Origin of the sequence: Methylicorpusculum oleiharenae (assembly GCF_009828925.2) — a bacterium.
GTDB classification, from domain to species: domain Bacteria; phylum Pseudomonadota; class Gammaproteobacteria; order Methylococcales; family Methylomonadaceae; genus Methylicorpusculum; species Methylicorpusculum oleiharenae.
Genome location: NZ_WUTY02000001.1, coordinates 2,527,462 through 2,542,081 on the forward strand (window position 1 = coordinate 2,527,462; position 14,620 = coordinate 2,542,081).

General features: G+C 47.4%; 13 protein-coding genes. 9 read left to right on the top strand and 4 right to left on the bottom strand.

What is annotated here, in order from left to right; translation table 11 throughout:
• Positions 1-11: 11 nt before the first annotated feature.
• Positions 12-2,468, bottom strand: a complete 2,457-nt coding sequence (locus GO003_RS11440) for a heavy metal translocating P-type ATPase (RefSeq protein WP_159655155.1) — start codon at positions 2,466-2,468, stop codon at positions 12-14.
• Positions 2,469-2,698: 230 nt separating this feature from the next.
• On the opposite strand from GO003_RS11440, the gene truD reads away from it, so the two are divergent.
• Both truD and GO003_RS11450 read left to right on the top strand, forming a co-directional pair.
• Entirely contained in the window at positions 2,699-3,781 is a 1,083-nt protein-coding gene (truD, locus tag GO003_RS11445) for a tRNA pseudouridine(13) synthase TruD (protein ID WP_331001636.1), read from the top strand.
• Positions 3,782-3,793: 12 nt separating this feature from the next.
• Positions 3,794-4,621, top strand: coding sequence for an undecaprenyl-diphosphate phosphatase (locus GO003_RS11450; RefSeq protein WP_159655157.1), 828 nt, complete (start codon positions 3,794-3,796; stop codon positions 4,619-4,621).
• 54 nt (positions 4,622-4,675) lie between these two features.
• Here the strand turns inward: GO003_RS11450 and GO003_RS11455 are convergent, their stop codons facing one another.
• The gene (locus tag GO003_RS11455) at positions 4,676-5,245 is read right to left on the bottom strand and encodes a Smr/MutS family protein (protein ID WP_159655159.1); all 570 of its coding nucleotides are present in this window, start codon (positions 5,243-5,245) and stop codon (positions 4,676-4,678) included.
• 74 nt (positions 5,246-5,319) lie between these two features.
• Between GO003_RS11455 and surE the strand changes: the two genes are divergently transcribed.
• From surE to GO003_RS11480, 5 genes are all read left to right on the top strand, one after another.
• Entirely contained in the window at positions 5,320-6,078 is a 759-nt protein-coding gene (gene surE / locus GO003_RS11460) for a 5'/3'-nucleotidase SurE (protein WP_159655161.1), read from the top strand.
• Complete coding sequence (locus tag GO003_RS11465) at positions 6,075-6,734, top strand: protein-L-isoaspartate(D-aspartate) O-methyltransferase (RefSeq protein ID WP_159655163.1); 660 nt, start codon at positions 6,075-6,077, stop codon at positions 6,732-6,734. Before surE ends, GO003_RS11465 begins: the two co-directional genes overlap by 4 nt.
• Positions 6,735-6,738: 4 nt before the next feature.
• A complete protein-coding gene (locus tag GO003_RS11470; protein ID WP_159655165.1) occupies positions 6,739-7,317 on the top strand; it encodes a YqaA family protein in 579 nt (192 codons plus the stop codon).
• Positions 7,318-7,323: 6 nt separating this feature from the next.
• Entirely contained in the window at positions 7,324-7,614 is a 291-nt protein-coding gene (locus GO003_RS11475) for a SemiSWEET transporter (RefSeq protein ID WP_159655239.1), read from the top strand.
• Between the two features lie 156 nt (positions 7,615-7,770).
• Positions 7,771-8,622, top strand: coding sequence for an aldo/keto reductase family protein (locus tag GO003_RS11480; RefSeq protein ID WP_159655167.1), 852 nt, complete (start codon positions 7,771-7,773; stop codon positions 8,620-8,622).
• 155 nt (positions 8,623-8,777) lie between these two features.
• On the opposite strand, the gene GO003_RS11485 is transcribed toward GO003_RS11480, so the two are convergent.
• Positions 8,778-9,845, bottom strand: a complete 1,068-nt coding sequence (locus tag GO003_RS11485; RefSeq protein ID WP_231088951.1) for an AI-2E family transporter — start codon at positions 9,843-9,845, stop codon at positions 8,778-8,780.
• A 38-nt stretch (positions 9,846-9,883) separates the two neighbouring features.
• A complete protein-coding gene (locus tag GO003_RS11490; protein WP_159655169.1) occupies positions 9,884-11,194 on the bottom strand; it encodes a DUF3422 family protein in 1,311 nt (436 codons plus the stop codon).
• A 183-nt stretch (positions 11,195-11,377) separates the two neighbouring features.
• Here GO003_RS11490 and GO003_RS11495 point away from each other — a divergent pair, with 183 nt between their 5' ends.
• Both GO003_RS11495 and GO003_RS11500 read left to right on the top strand, forming a co-directional pair.
• Positions 11,378-12,898, top strand: coding sequence for an endonuclease/exonuclease/phosphatase family protein (locus GO003_RS11495; RefSeq protein ID WP_231088952.1), 1,521 nt, complete (start codon positions 11,378-11,380; stop codon positions 12,896-12,898).
• An 85-nt stretch (positions 12,899-12,983) separates the two neighbouring features.
• Positions 12,984-14,582 (top strand): phospholipase D-like domain-containing protein, encoded by a 1,599-nt coding sequence (locus GO003_RS11500; protein ID WP_159655171.1) that lies wholly within the window; start codon positions 12,984-12,986, stop codon positions 14,580-14,582.
• The last annotated feature ends 38 nt before the right edge of the window (positions 14,583-14,620 follow it).

Consider the following 14,620-nt stretch of genomic DNA (forward strand, 5'->3'; position numbering starts at 1 on the left):
CTTTTATGTGTCTATTTGTCTTTGAGTCGCAGTGAATTGGCTATTACCGAAACCGAGCTTAAAGCCATCGCGCCCGATGCAATAAGCGGATTGAGCCGTCCGGCCATTGCAACCGGAATAGCCAGAGCGTTATAGCTGAAGGCCCAGAAAAGATTTTGCTTGATGACAGCCAATGTTCTGCCGCTTAATTCTATTGATTCAGCGACTTGAGCGATATCACCGTTAATCAAAATCAGATCGGAGGTTTCAATCGCAATGCCGGTAGCTTTGCCTATGGACATGCCCACATCAGCGGCAGCAAGAGCCGGCGCATCATTGATGCCGTCGCCTACCATCGCAACGCGCTTGCCCTGGCTCTGCAGATCACGAATGATTTTCAGTTTTCTGGCCGGACTGGCATCAGCAATCACTGTCGTAATGCCGACTTCACCTGCAATTTGATTGGCGGCCTGTTCCGTATCACCGGTTACCATCAGTGTTTGGATGCCCATGTCATGCAGTTGCTTGATAACCTCCCGGGCATGTGGCCGGATAGGATCGATAAATGCAAATAACGCGCAAGGTTGATTATCAATCGCCAAAAACACGAGTGTTCGTCCTAACGAGCTCAGTCTTTTTGCCGTTGCCGCTAACGCGCCGATGTCGATATTTTTTTCATTTAACCAGGGTTCATTACCCAGCAATACTTCATGTTCACCTGCTGTGGCGCGAACGCCCCGGTCAGGAATACTGTGAAAGTGTGAGGATTCCAGAATAGCCAAGTCCTTGCTGCGAGCGTAATCGACTATGGCTTTTGCTAAAAAATGTTCAGAGTTAAATTCAGCAGAAGCAGCCAGTTGTATTAATGTATCGTCATCCCAAGCCGACACATTTAACAGATCGCTGATTTCCGGTTTGCCTTCTGTAATAGTGCCGGTTTTGTCAAAGATAATAATTTGTAAATTCGCGGCTGTTTCAAGCGCAACCCCGTTTCTGATATAGATACCTTTTCTGGCGGCCTGGCCCGTACCGACCATTGTCGCGGCGGGCGTTGCGAGGCCCAGCGCGCATGGACAGGAAATCAGCAATACCGATATGGCATTGGCCAGCGCATGAGCCAGTTTTTCACCCTTAAACAGCCAGCCGCCGAAAGTGACACCGGCGAGAACAATAACGGCCGGTACGAACATGGCCGATATTTTGTCCACCGTTTTTTGAATCGGTAATTTGGATGTTTGTGCCTGATCAACCATATGAACCAGCCCCGATAAGACGGTATTGGTTCCAATCGCCGTAGCCCGCACCTGCAGAACGCCGCTGCCGTTCATGCTGCCGTCCAGTACCTGATGGCCGGCCTCTTTAATGCAGGGCGCGCCGGTTCCGGTCACCGGGGCTTCATTAACCATGGACAAGCCTTTAATGACCTCGCCATCGGCAGGAATTTTTTCGCCGGGACGAATCAGCAAAATGTCGCCCACTACAATGTCTTCCACCGGAATCCGGATTTCGACCGATCCTTTTAGCAGCGTTGCTTCTTGCGGTTGTTGATTGACCAGTTTGCGAATATCTCTCAGGACTTCGCCTTTGGCCACTTCTTCCAGAAACCGGCCCAATAAAACAAAGGCGATAATGCCTGAAGCGGCCTCAAAATAAATGTGACTGCTGCGTCTGAACAAACTGGGTAGGCTGTACAGGTAGGCGGCGCCAACGCCCAGTGCGATCAGCGTATCCATGTCCGCGGTGCGCTGTTTGGCGTGTCTGGCGGCATTCTTGAAAAAATCTTTGCCACTCCAAAATACCACGATTGAACTCAGCGTTGCCTGGATCAAAATAACGGGCAGGGAGCGCTTGCCAAAAATGCTCAGTAACGGAATAGGCAAGCTTAATGCGGCAGCGATGATAAGTTGTTTTCGGGCTTCTTGGCGATGCCGGTTTTCCAGCCTGAACATTTCCTTGCGTTCACTGAGCGTGTCCATGGAAACGGCCTGATAGCCATTGGCATTGATAAGCGCGAACAGTTCTTTTTTGGACAGAGTGCCGGTTACGCTGGCTGTTTGAGTGATGAAATTAACCGAAGCATGAGACACTTTCGGGTCTCGCTTCAGCATCATTTCGATATATAAAGCACAAGACGAACAACTCATGCCCTGGATAGCAAAATTGATTGTTTTTGCTGAACCCTGGAGTGCCGTTTTTTTGATCCCCAACGCATCTATGACTTGTTTGGGTTTTAACCCGACGTTCGTCAGGATGGCCTCAAGCAGCATCAGCAGATTGGCTGTCGGAAGTTGAACCGCATCATAGCGTAGGGTGACTGATCCAATGTCAGGAACAATCTTGACGTCTTTGATCGCTTCGCGTTTCAGTAACAGGATGCGCAAAATCAGTGCGCGTTCGTCGTCTTTAATCAGGCAATGAGCAATAATACGAAGCCGGTTTTTGTGTTGGTGAGCGATGTTGAATTGTTTAAACTGGTTCGAATGATCCATATTAATACCCATGTCGTATAAACATCAGCCATCGCTATTTAGTAACCGAAAGATAAGGAAGGCCTAATTTTTCTTCTTCATAATCAGGACCTGCATAATAGACAGCGAAGGCGCGATTGTCCAGTTAAGCCCATGGCCGTGTTATTATGTGATCAGACCTTACAGCACGTCGGACAAAAATCCGCTGCATTTTAGCGTTGACCTGCAGATGCTGACTATCTGGTGGGAGCTTGTCTATAATTCCTTTGAACATTACAAACCTTAATGGTTTCGCCTTGACCCAAGACTCTCAAAATAATTTCGTAACTCCGATTGAATTGCCCGATTGGCCTTATGTATTGGGCGGTCCTGCCGGACAGGGCACCATTAGGGATAGACCGGAAGATTTTTCCGTATATGAAAATCTGTCTTTTTCACCCTCCGGTGAAGGGGAACACGTTTTTCTGCAGATCGAAAAATCAGGCGAAAATACCGAATATGTAGCCCGCTGTCTCGCTCGTTTTGCAGACGTCAGGCAACAGGATGTGAGCTATGCCGGATTAAAAGACCGGCATGCCGTAACCACGCAGTGGTTCAGTGTCTGGTTGCCCGGTAAGCAAGCTCCGGATTGGTCATTCATAGAAACGGATACGATGCGTGTGCTTCAGGAAGTGCGCCATGCCCGGAAACTAAAACGCGGTGTACTGTCGGGCAATCGTTTTAAAATTGTTATCCGGCAGTGGCAAGGCGAAAAAGCGCTGACGCAAAGCCACCTGGAAACCCTGCAAAAAGAAGGCATTGCCAATTACTTTGGCGAACAGCGTTTCGGCCATGGTGGGCAAAATGTAACTAAAGCCTTGGCGATGTTCAAAGGCATGAAATGCAAGCGCGAACAGCGCAGTATTTATTTATCGGCAGCAAGATCGTATTTGTTCAATTGCTTGCTGGCCCGGCGTGTGGCGCAAAATACCTGGAATCAGCCGCTGCCTGGAGATACTTATGTATTCGATTTGTCACACAGCTTTTTTACAATGGAACAGCCGGATGAAACGATAGTGAAGCGCTTATCGGCAAAACAGATTCATCCTGCGGTTTTTTTATGGGGCAAAGGCATGAAGATGGATGATTATCTGGATCCATCTTTACCTTCCTGTTTATCTGAGTTAGCTCAGGGCTTGAGCGATGCCGGTCTTGAACCCGATATCCGGCCGCTTCGCATCAATGTGGAGTCTTTGAGTTGGCAGTATTTAACTGAAAATGAGTTGGAACTGAGTTTTACTTTACCGGCGGGAAGTTATGCCACGGCGGTATTACGAGAAATTATCAAGCATTAAAACGAGGAAAGAATGGATTTAATTTTAGCGGTAAAAGCAATCATATTGGGTATTGTAGAAGGGCTGACCGAGTTTTTGCCTATTTCCAGTACGGGCCATCTTATTTTGGCCGGTGATTTGCTGAACTACACCGGCGAAACCAGCAAGGTTTTTTCAATAGTCATTCAAACGGGCGCCATTTTCGCTATCTGCTGGGAATACCGGGTTAAAATCGGTTCGGTGATCCGGGGCTTGTTCAAATGGGAAGCGGCTGCGGTTAAATTTACATTGAATCTGGCGATTGCATTCATGCCGCTTGCCATTCTCGGTTTGTTATTCGGTAGTTTGATCAAAGCCTATTTGTTTAAACCAATACCGGTTGCAACCGCTTTTATCGTCGGTGCCTTTATTATTTTTTGGGCTGAAAAAAGAGAACACACCGTCCGCATTCACGAAGTTGAGGATTTAAGCTGGTCGGATGCTTTAAAACTGGGGTTTGCTCAAGCTTTGGCGCTCATTCCGGGAACCTCCCGCTCAGGCTCTACGATTATCGGCGGCTTGTTTTTCGGATTATCACGCAAAGCAGCAACTGAATTTTCATTCTTTTTGGCGATACCCACGCTGATTATTGCCAGTCTCTATGATTTATACAAACACCATGAGCTTTTGAACAGTGACGATTTACCTATCTTCGGTGTCGGAATTCTGGCGGCTTTTTTCAGTGCCTTACTGGCAGTAAGAGGCTTGCTTCGTTACATCAGTCATCATGATTTCACCGTTTTCGCCTGGTACCGCATCGTCTTCGGGCTGTTAGTCATAGGCACCGCTTACAGTGGATTGGTTGAATGGACTGTCGACTGAGGTTTGGGGACTCTAATTTAACGTCGGGCAGGCGGGGTGCGGTTGCTCGCTTAACTAACGGTCATTCATTTCTTCCTGGCGGTTAAATTTTTCCGCCAGTTGCAGTAACACAAAAACGGCACCTGTGCCGCCTTGTCTGGGTGGTGCAGAGCAAAACGCCTGAACCTCCTTATGCTGCCTAAGCCATAGATTAAGATTATTCTTCAGAATCGGGTGGTTGTCAGGAGACCGGTAGCCTTTGCCGTGCACAATACACACACAACGGCAGCCTTCCTGGACGGCGCGATGCAAAAAATCCAGCAGTTGCCGTTTGGCTTCCTGACTGGTTAAGCCATGCAGATCAATTTCCGCATCAAGTCCGTAATTGCCGTGCCGCAATTTTTTTAAAACATTTTTTTGCAGGCCGGGGCTAATGAAACTGAGCGTATCTTCCAGGCTCAACATTTCTGTTACGCCGATTTCATGATTCAACACGTTTTCAACTTCAGCTGCTTGAGTTCTGGGTATGGGCTTGGGTTTCTTCCCGTTATCTACAGCAATCCGGTCGTTTTTTATCGATTTTACGGTGCCTACCGATTGTCTAAATAACTCCCTGTCTTCAGGTGTTATGTTTTTTTTTCTCACGTGAGCTGATTTTGCTTTGATAAGTTGCTAACATTGCTGATTTTATAGCTTATTGTTGTTCAGAGCGAACTGAAATGCACATTCTGTTGAGTAATGATGACGGTTATCTAGCGCCGGGTTTAGCTGCATTAGCCAATGCATTAAACAAATATGCAGAAATATCGGTTGTAGCCCCCGATAAAAATAGAAGCGCTGCGAGCAATTCGCTAACTCTTGAAATGCCGTTGCGGGCTCAAATAGGCGAGAACGGTTTTGTCAAAGTCGATGGAACTCCGACTGATTGTGTTCATTTGGCAATAACCGGATTGTTGGACAAGGAACCGGATATGGTTTTTGCAGGCATCAATCACGGCGCAAATCTGGGTGATGATGTTTTATATTCCGGTACCGTAGCCGCTGCTACAGAAGGTCGTTTTTTGGGCTTGCCCGCCGTTGCTATCTCTTTGGCGTCCAGTGATCCTGTGCACTTTGATACAGCCGCGCATGTTGCTGTAACAATTCTGAAACGATTGATTGATTCGCCTTTACCCCAGGACACTTTACTGAATGTTAACGTACCCGATCTGCCCTTGCTCGAATTGAAAGGCTTTCAGGCAACGCGCCTGGGTCAGCGCCATAAAGCTGAAGCCATGATCAGTAGTCATGATCCCCGGGGACGGCTGATTTATTGGGTGGGGCCTCCAGGTCCTGAGCAGGATGCGGGCCCCGGTACCGATTTTTATGCCGTTAAAGCCGGTTATGTATCCGTAACGCCGCTGCAATTGGATCTGACCTGGCATGATCGTATTGATGGATTGAAAAACTGGCTACCCCATGAGGGAGCCTGGTTATGAAGCAAAATGTCAACGGCATAGGTATGACCTCCATGCGGACCCGTGAACGCATGATAAGTAGGCTGGAAGAGCAGGGCATCACTAATCGTAAGATTTTGGATGCAATGCGCAATACTCCCAGGCATTTGTTTGTGGATGAAGCACTGGCCAGCCGGGCTTATGAAGATACTGCACTGCCAATAGGCTATAACCAGACGATTTCGCAGCCTTATATCGTCGCAAAAATGACGGAACTCTTGCTGGCTCCCGGTCCTTTGAACAAGGTGCTGGAAATCGGTACCGGTTGCGGTTACCAAACGGCTATTCTGGCGCAATTGATTGATCATGTGTATACCGTCGAACGGATACAGCCTTTGCAAAAAAAGGCCAAGAACCTGCTCTGGTCAATCAAAATAAAAAATGTCAGTTATTTGCACAGTGATGGCGGTTGGGGTTGGGAAGAACATGCGCCTTATGACGGTATTATGGTGACAGCAGCGCCGCCGGAAATTCCTGAAAATTTATTAATGCAAATGGCAGTTGGCGGGACGATGCTGATACCCATAGGCAAAGCGGGGGGGCAGGTTTTGCAGCGAGTCACCCGAACTGAAAATGATTTTAAAGTTGAAGCGATGGAACCTGTCAGCTTTGTCCCCTTACTCCCAGGAAGGCAATAACCGAATGTTTAAAAAACTCTATGACCGGGTTCTGCTTTGGTCCAAACATCGCAACGCATTGACCTATCTGTGTATCTTAAGTTTTGCCGAGTCCTCTTTTTTTCCGATACCGCCGGATGTGATGCTGGCGCCCATGGCCTTGGCTCAGCCCTCCAAAGCTTTTCGGTTCGCCCTTTGGACCACGATTGCGTCGGTCCTGGGTGGTGTTTTGGGTTATGAAATAGGTTATTTTCTGTTTGATAATATAGAACCATGGCTCAAAACCACGCATTACTGGGAAAATTATACAAAAGCCATCGTCTGGTTTGGCGAGTGGGGTTTTTGGGCTGTTTTTGTTGCCGGCTTTTCGCCGATACCCTATAAAGTTTTTACTATTGCAGCCGGCGCTTTGAACATGGTGTTTATTCCGTTTGTGCTGGCCTCTTTGATTGGCCGTGGCGGCCGGTTTTTTCTGGTTTCGTTACTGATAGCGGCTGGCGGAGAAAAGCTGGAGTCAAATTTACGCAGATATATGGACTGGATAGGCTGGGCTTTGGTTGCCATCGTCGTGATTGGCGGCATCGCTTACAAAATGATGAAATAAGTAATGATGACATTAATGCCGGATTTAGTGGGCTATATTGCCGCAGCTTTGACGACTGCCTCATTCCTGCCCCAAGCCATACTGACGATCAAAACCCGCAATACCGAATCACTTTCATTGGGGATGTACAGCGCGTTTACGCTGGGTGTTCTCTTATGGTTAGTCTACGGCATTCAAAAACAAGATTATGCCATTATCATGGCCAACTTAATCACCTTCGTTTTGTCCGGTTCCATTCTCTGCTACAAAATCTACAATACCATTAAGGCTAAAAAGCAAAGCCGTAAGCCGGGTTAGGCGATATGCTTAAATCGTCGGGAAGCCACTGAAAAGACACCGGTAGGCCGCTGCATCCTAACGGGACCTAGGTGGTAACGCTGAGTCAACTCAATTTGGCTGAAGGTTATAAGTATGCAGGTATCTTTTACACGTCATTTTTGAGATTGTCTCCCCATGAACCAAAACCACTATTTGACTTCCGCCTATAACGTAAGAATGCCTCGAATTATTTACGGGACGGCCTGGAAGAAAGAGCGCACCGCTGCGCTGGTGCAGCAGGCCATCCAACAGGGATTCAGAGGTATCGATACGGCTTGTCAGCCCAAGCACTATAACGAAGCCGGGGTCGGTGACGGTGTGGTGGCGTCACTGGGAGAGGGTTTGGAGCGCAGCGATTTATATTTGCAGACCAAGTTTACCCCGTTAGACGGACAAGATCCCTTGCAGGTGCCTTATGATGCCAAGGCGAGTCTCAGTGAGCAGGTGGCCCAATCGTTTGAGGTGTCGCTGACTAACCTCAAAACCGGATACCTGGATTGTCTGGTGCTGCATTCGCCTTTGGCTGATACTCAGCAACTGCTGGAGGTCTGGCAGGCAATGGAGAGGATCTTCACTGAAGGGGGCGTTAAACAGATGGGCATCAGCAATTGCTATGATCTCAAGCAACTTGAGTATTTATACAGGCAGGCATCAATCAAGCCGGCTGTGCTGCAAAACCGATTTTATGCCGATAAACACTATGACCGCAGTATCCGTGAATTTTGCAAACAACAGCACATCATCTATCAAAGCTTTTGGACGTTGACGGCAAACCCTCATGTTCTGGGCCATGAGGTTCTAAAAAAACTGGCGGCAAAACACGGGCGCACCGCAGCGCAAATCTTTTTCCGCTATTTGAGCCAAATTGACATCATTCCATTAACAGGCACCACCTCGCTAAAACATATGTCAGAGGATTTGCAGATTTTCGAGTTTGAACTGACAGACGAAGAGCGTCAGAGTATAGAGGTCTTGCTGTTAGAATAGTGATAAAGCGGTAATTGTTATAGGGGAGTCGCTACCCTTTCTCATCCCTGGCTTTTTTTAGGAATATAGTAATCACGTTCGGCTGTGCCAACGATTTGAGATGTAGCGCCTACTTCGATCTGGCGGTACTTTTTTGATGGGTCCTTATCGCCATGTTATTGCTCTTCGTTTTGTTGCTCCAGCCATGCTCGCCATACCGCCAACAAAACCGCCAATATGATCGGGCCTAGGAAAAGACCAAGGGCTCCGAAAGCGGATAAGCCGCCCAACACGCCGAAGAAGACGACTAAAAAAGGCACCTTTCCCGCTCCGCTGATGATTAGCGGCCGGATGACATTGTCCACGGTACTGACGACCAATCCGCCCCAAAGAAGCACGCCTATGCCATCCGTAACCCGATCCATTATGATAAGTGCGATGCCGATAGGTAGCCAGATCAAGGCTGCGCCGACCATGGGCACCATGGCGAGTAGTGCGGTAAGTGCCGCGAACAATACAGGGGCATTAACATCGGCGAAATAAAACCCCAGACCTGCCAAAACACCCTGGCTTAGAGCGGTAAGAACCAGTCCGTAAACCACTGCGCTGGTGGTATTGGCAATAGCCGGCAGATAAATATTTCGATGCTTGCCCAGAAAACGGACCAAACCTTTGCGGAGTTGTTCGATTACTTTTTCGCCATCGCGGAAGCAGAAAAAGACGGTAACGGTCACAACCGCCAGTTTCATTATGTAATGACCGATACCCCCTAAAATCTTGCCCAGATAACCCAGCCATTGCTTGGCCCAATCCGCGAGTTGAGCCTTCACACCGGCTCGGTCGCTGACCACATAGTCCAGCCGTTCCTGCAAATAATCACCCACCCAGGGAATATGTCGGATGAATTCCGGCAATTCGTAAGGGTCTTGCAATAAATCGACGACTATCGCCTGATACGCTATTTTTAGTTCCTCCTGTAACACTGCAGCCATCCAGAACACAACAACAAAGATTAAGGCGGCGGTGACGCTGGTCATCAACAGTGCGCTCACCGTTGCGTTACCCTTAAGAAAAGTCCGCACTCGGCGATAAATCGGCCAAGTCGAGTAAACCAAGATAAACGCCCACGTCAATGATTGCAAAAAATCGCTTAATACCCAATAGCCCAGCATTAAAAGCCCGGTCAATAACGTAGCGGGAATCAAATAGCGTAACGGTGAATTATTCGGCGAGTCGTTCATCATTTGATCTGCGCGGTTTGATTTATAATTAAGAAGAGAGTTTACTCCTCCGTCGTGCTCTCAATAATTTTATGAATCCGTTTAAGACCCAGAGCAACGGCTATCATGATAACCGGTATCGATACCCCCACCGCTATTTCCGGACCGACATGCCAGCCTGCCGCGTGCAGGGCTTTGGCGATTGAACCGATCAGGCCGGCGGCGTAATAAGTAATCGCTACGATGGAAATTCCTTCAACGGTTTGTTGCATTCGAAATTGCATTTTTGCCCTTAACGCCATAGAAGTCAGCAGGCCCTGATTTTGCCGTTCGATGACAATATCAACGCGGGTCCGGAGCAGTTGGCTGGTATTGCCGACTCTTTCCGAAAGCGATTTGAACCGCTTGGAGGTCGACTGGCAGGTATTGATCGCGGGTTCCATCCGCCGTTTGATAAATTCACCCAAGGTCTGGATGCCTTGTATTCTGACTTCTCGTAAATCCTCAAGGCGCTGCCCGACCAGCTGATAATAAGCACCGGCGGCGGCAAAGCGAAAATGATTGCTGGAGATATGATTTTCAATTTCTGCAGCCAGTGCTGTAAGCTCATCCAGAAGTTGGGCATCGTTGCTGTTGTCTGATTGCGCCATCGCATTGGTGATGGTGTAGAGTTTGCGGTCCGCTTGTTTTAAATCCGGAGCCAGCTTTCTGGCAATCGGGAAAGCCAGTAAGGCCATGACCCGGTAAACTTCAATCTCAAACAAGCGGTGTAATAAGCGTCCTGCCTGTTCGGTTCTTAAGCTGTGATTGATAATCAGAAAGCGGCTAAAGCCGTCTACATGAATTTTAAAGTCAGTGAAAACCTGTGCTGCGCCGCCTGTCACTTTGGAACCTACAACCGGATTATTGGAAAAATGAGCGGCAATCGGGGATAAATCAGTTTCCTCTTGCTCATCGGGAGCCGGTGCCGATTTAATCGCCGCATGAGCGGCAACCATCATCTGACCAGGTAATCCGGATAGCCAATCCACAGGGACTTGTTTAAGCGCGGGTTCTGAAAACGGATCGCTGGGGATGTTTTGTACATAAAAAGTATAGGTGCTGAATTCTCCATGTTGTTCCCAGCGGATTTGAAAATTATCAAAGGTTGCACTGAGGTGATCGGCGTCTTTTTCCGGGCTGGGTTTGCCGTAGCGCTGGCAAAGTTTGCTCAAGTGCTCGCGCTCACGCTGTTTTTCATCACTCGTCAATAACAAGGCGAGATGGCTGGCTCTGATCGGTAAGTCGAGGGTCAGAGAAGCACGGGCATGCACTTCGTTATGCAGGACAAAGCGTTGCGGATGATTTTGGGGCAGGGGGAATAAGGTTGTCACAATAGCTTTCAGTCGTTTGTTATAAGGAATGAATAATCCAGCGGGTCTGGGTTGCCTGTTAGTTTAGCGTTTGTTAGTGCTAATAGAAATTTTGCATTGATTATTTAAGCTCATTTTTTTAGTTTTTCTCTTACTGTGTTGTTGTATCATGGTTTCAGCGCTAATTTAGCTAAGCATTTAAAAATGAGTGACGAGTCAATGGACAAAATCAAGCTGATTTATGTAAGTAATGTTTTCGGCCGAAGCAAAAAAACGGTTCAGCAAACGCTGGCGTTTTTTATGACCATTGAAAATGTCGGTTACGATAAAGCCGTTGAAATCATTTGGGCCGGTGAAGACGGTGTGTGGCAGACATTGCCCGTTTTGTTCCATAGTTCGGCTGGTGAAAATCAGGAATATTGGTACGTTCAGGCTCATTTCAAAAGAACTATCAAGCGCCCTTTGCCCGGAAATATTGAATTTGCAGTGCGCTATCGCGTCGCAGGCCAGGAATTCTGGGACAATAATCACGGCTTCAATTATTCGAGTCAGGCCGATTCCGGTGTTCAATTACTGACGGATGCGCCGGTTTTAAATATTGAGTTTGCCGGCGGTTTTCAGGAAGGGCAGAAATTTATTCCGGTCACGGTAGCGGTCAGGCAGTCTTTGGGTCAGGGTCAAGTCTATATTCACTGGTCTACCGACCGATGGAAACATTCGCAGAAAACTGCGTGTCATTTTAAATCAATGTTTTGGGATAAAACGACGCAAAGTAATGCCAGAAATCCAAATCAATACGACATTGCGATCTGGAAAGGCTGGATCAGGGCGGGGCAGTGTTTCCGGCTTGAATATGCGGTCAGCTTCGAAACCGAGCACCAGATTATTTGGGATAATAATCACGGCCGCAATTATGTTCTCAGCCATGATCCGTTAAAAATTCTGATTCTTAATTTGCATTGCTACCAGGAAGATAATCAGGATTACAAGTTGTCACAAATCGCCAGAGCGATTGATGACGTCAAAGCCGATATCGTCTGCCTACAGGAAGTGGCCGAACCCTGGAATGACGGCATGGGCGATTGGGAGAACAACTCGGCGAAAATTATTAATGAACGGCTTCCCGAGCCGTTTCATATTTATACTGACTGGGCGCATTTGGGCTTTGATAAATACCGGGAAGGGGTTGCAATCTTAAGCCGTTTTCCGTTTATCAAACAGGATGCACGTTATGTTTCGGACAGTCATGATGCTTACAGTATTCATTCCAGAAAAGTGGTCATGGGTCAGTTCAATATACCCTTGATCGGCTTGGTGAACGTTTATTCTGCCCATTTGAGTTGGCTGGAGGATGGTTTTGAAACTCAGTTCAATCGTTTGAACGACTGGGCTCAGCACAATCACAATTCCCGTATCAAAGCGACTTTGTTATGCGGGGATTTTAATATTGTGGCCGGATCAAGCGGTTACGATCTTGTCGTAAACTCGAATGCGTATGAAGATCAATACCTGGAAGCTACAGCTCATGGAGTGTTCGAAAAAGTATTCAGGGTCAATGACCCCTATTGGCATGATTACATGGCGGATGATTACCGTATAGACTATATCTTTATGAACAAAGCCAGTGAACTTAAGGTGACCTCGGGACGGACCGTATTTACCGATAAAGATTATGGCTTTGTCTCGGATCATTGCGGTTATTACATGACGTTCGAACCCAAGTAAACGTTTAAGCAAGATATTTTTTTTAGTTCAAGGGTCTACAGCCCGCTTTCGATTAACCATCGATCAGTTATTTCAAGAGGTAAATATGCAATTGGCCGAACATTTCGCCATTCCTGTTCACGGCAATTTGGGTGGGTATTTCTCACGCGTCAATGACTTTAAAGACGAGTTTTTCGTTCGTTGGGGGAAAATTGATTTTGATGTGTACCAAGGTGTTCAAGCCAATATTAAAGTCATCATCAAAGTTTACCGTGAGCGAGACAATGTCTGCGAGACCTATATTGTCGATACGGACCCTTATGATATTCAATGGAATTTCCATAGACGTGCGACTCGGGATTTTGTAGTTCTGCCATTTTCTTCTCATTTCGGCTATATCAGCTGTGTCAAATTCTCGTTTGTCGTGCATGTCGATGAGCATTCCATTGCATCGCAAAATGAATATATTTTCATGGACTGGCAACAGTTACGGAATGATCAGCCTCAATACCGCGCGCTCTCCGACGAATGGGCGACCCCAAATCATTTTCGTACCTACGAACTGAATGCCGCGGAGTTACAAACGGATGTCGATTGGTACAACCACCATTTCGAATCTCTTAATCTCACGCCTAAATTTACGAAAGGGCAGCTTTACCACCCTTATCATCCCAAGCGCTTTATTCACGATCATATCGATAAAGTCATACAGGCCAAACGTAATCAACCGGATCGTTTTTGTACGATCAAGGTAAGCGTTGACTGTATTGATGATTACGATTTTATCAATCATTTGATTCATGCTCGTGAGCAAGGGGTATGGGTGCAGGTTATCGTTGACTGGCGCAAAATGACCTTAACCCATAGCGATAATTATGCGCGATTAAAGCGCTCCCGCATCGAGTTGGTTGGCGTTTTCTGTACGCCTAAGCACCACTTGATCGAAGTGGAGCCGGATATGCACACCAAATTTGTTATTTTTAATGATGAAGACGCGATACTGGGTTCGTTCAATATTACCTTTGATCGCTGGTGGGCTAACTGGGAATCGGGCATGACGTTCCATTCCAGGGGCGTATGCCGTTTGCTGGATAATATTTTCCAAAGCCAGCGCGGCGGCGTGATACAGCGGTACGGGATTGATCCGTTGAGCCATTTCAATTTGCTTTATACATTCGGCAGACACACGATGCTGAACGGCAAAAATTACCGGCCGCACCACGCTATTCTGGCCGAAATACATCGCGCCAGACACTCCATCAAGCTCAGCCTGTTTTTGATGGGTGATCTATTGGGCGATCATGGCGATAGTGTGGTTGATGCACTGATTCATGCTTATGACCGTGGCGTTTATGTGCATGTTTTGTTCAATGGACACCTGGCCAGACAGGGGCGTGTGGGTGTGGAAAGGTCAATGGCCGATGAGTTGAACCGTCCTTTATTACCTGCCGTGCAGCGTCTAAAGTCAGTCGGGATTGCCGTGGGTCTGGTTTACGGACAGGATGATCTAGCCGTCCCTTATTCGCCGATTCATTCCAAATACTGCATTATTGACGATTCCATCGTACTGGAAGGCAGTTTCAATTGGTATAACACGTCGGTGTTTTCGCATGATTTACTGGTCATTGCCAATAACCGTGACGTAGCTCAGCCTTACCTTTATGAGTTTGAGCAGATTCAACGTTCGTTCAGAGTGTTTTACTGATCCGGCGTGAAACGCAAAAATAAAAGCCGGTCAGTTGA

Bases quoted from the DNA above. Each gene is read 5' to 3' on its own strand.
- GO003_RS11450 (WP_159655157.1), top strand. From the start codon at position 3,794: ATGGATTTAATTTTAGCGGTAAAAGCAATCATATTGGGTATTGTAGAA.
- surE (WP_159655161.1), top strand. From the start codon at position 5,320: ATGCACATTCTGTTGAGTAATGATGACGGTTATCTAGCGCCGGGTTTA.
- GO003_RS11465 (WP_159655163.1), top strand. From the start codon at position 6,075: ATGAAGCAAAATGTCAACGGCATAGGTATGACCTCCATGCGGACCCGT.
- GO003_RS11470 (WP_159655165.1), top strand. From the start codon at position 6,739: ATGTTTAAAAAACTCTATGACCGGGTTCTGCTTTGGTCCAAACATCGC.
- GO003_RS11475 (WP_159655239.1), top strand. From the start codon at position 7,324: ATGACATTAATGCCGGATTTAGTGGGCTATATTGCCGCAGCTTTGACG.
- GO003_RS11495 (WP_231088952.1), top strand. From the start codon at position 11,378: ATGAGTGACGAGTCAATGGACAAAATCAAGCTGATTTATGTAAGTAAT.
- GO003_RS11480 (WP_159655167.1), top strand. From the start codon at position 7,771: ATGAACCAAAACCACTATTTGACTTCCGCCTATAACGTAAGAATGCCT.
- GO003_RS11440 (WP_159655155.1), bottom strand. From the start codon at position 2,468: ATGGATCATTCGAACCAGTTTAAACAATTCAACATCGCTCACCAACAC.
- GO003_RS11485 (WP_231088951.1), bottom strand. From the start codon at position 9,845: ATGATGAACGACTCGCCGAATAATTCACCGTTACGCTATTTGATTCCC.
- GO003_RS11500 (WP_159655171.1), top strand. From the start codon at position 12,984: ATGCAATTGGCCGAACATTTCGCCATTCCTGTTCACGGCAATTTGGGT.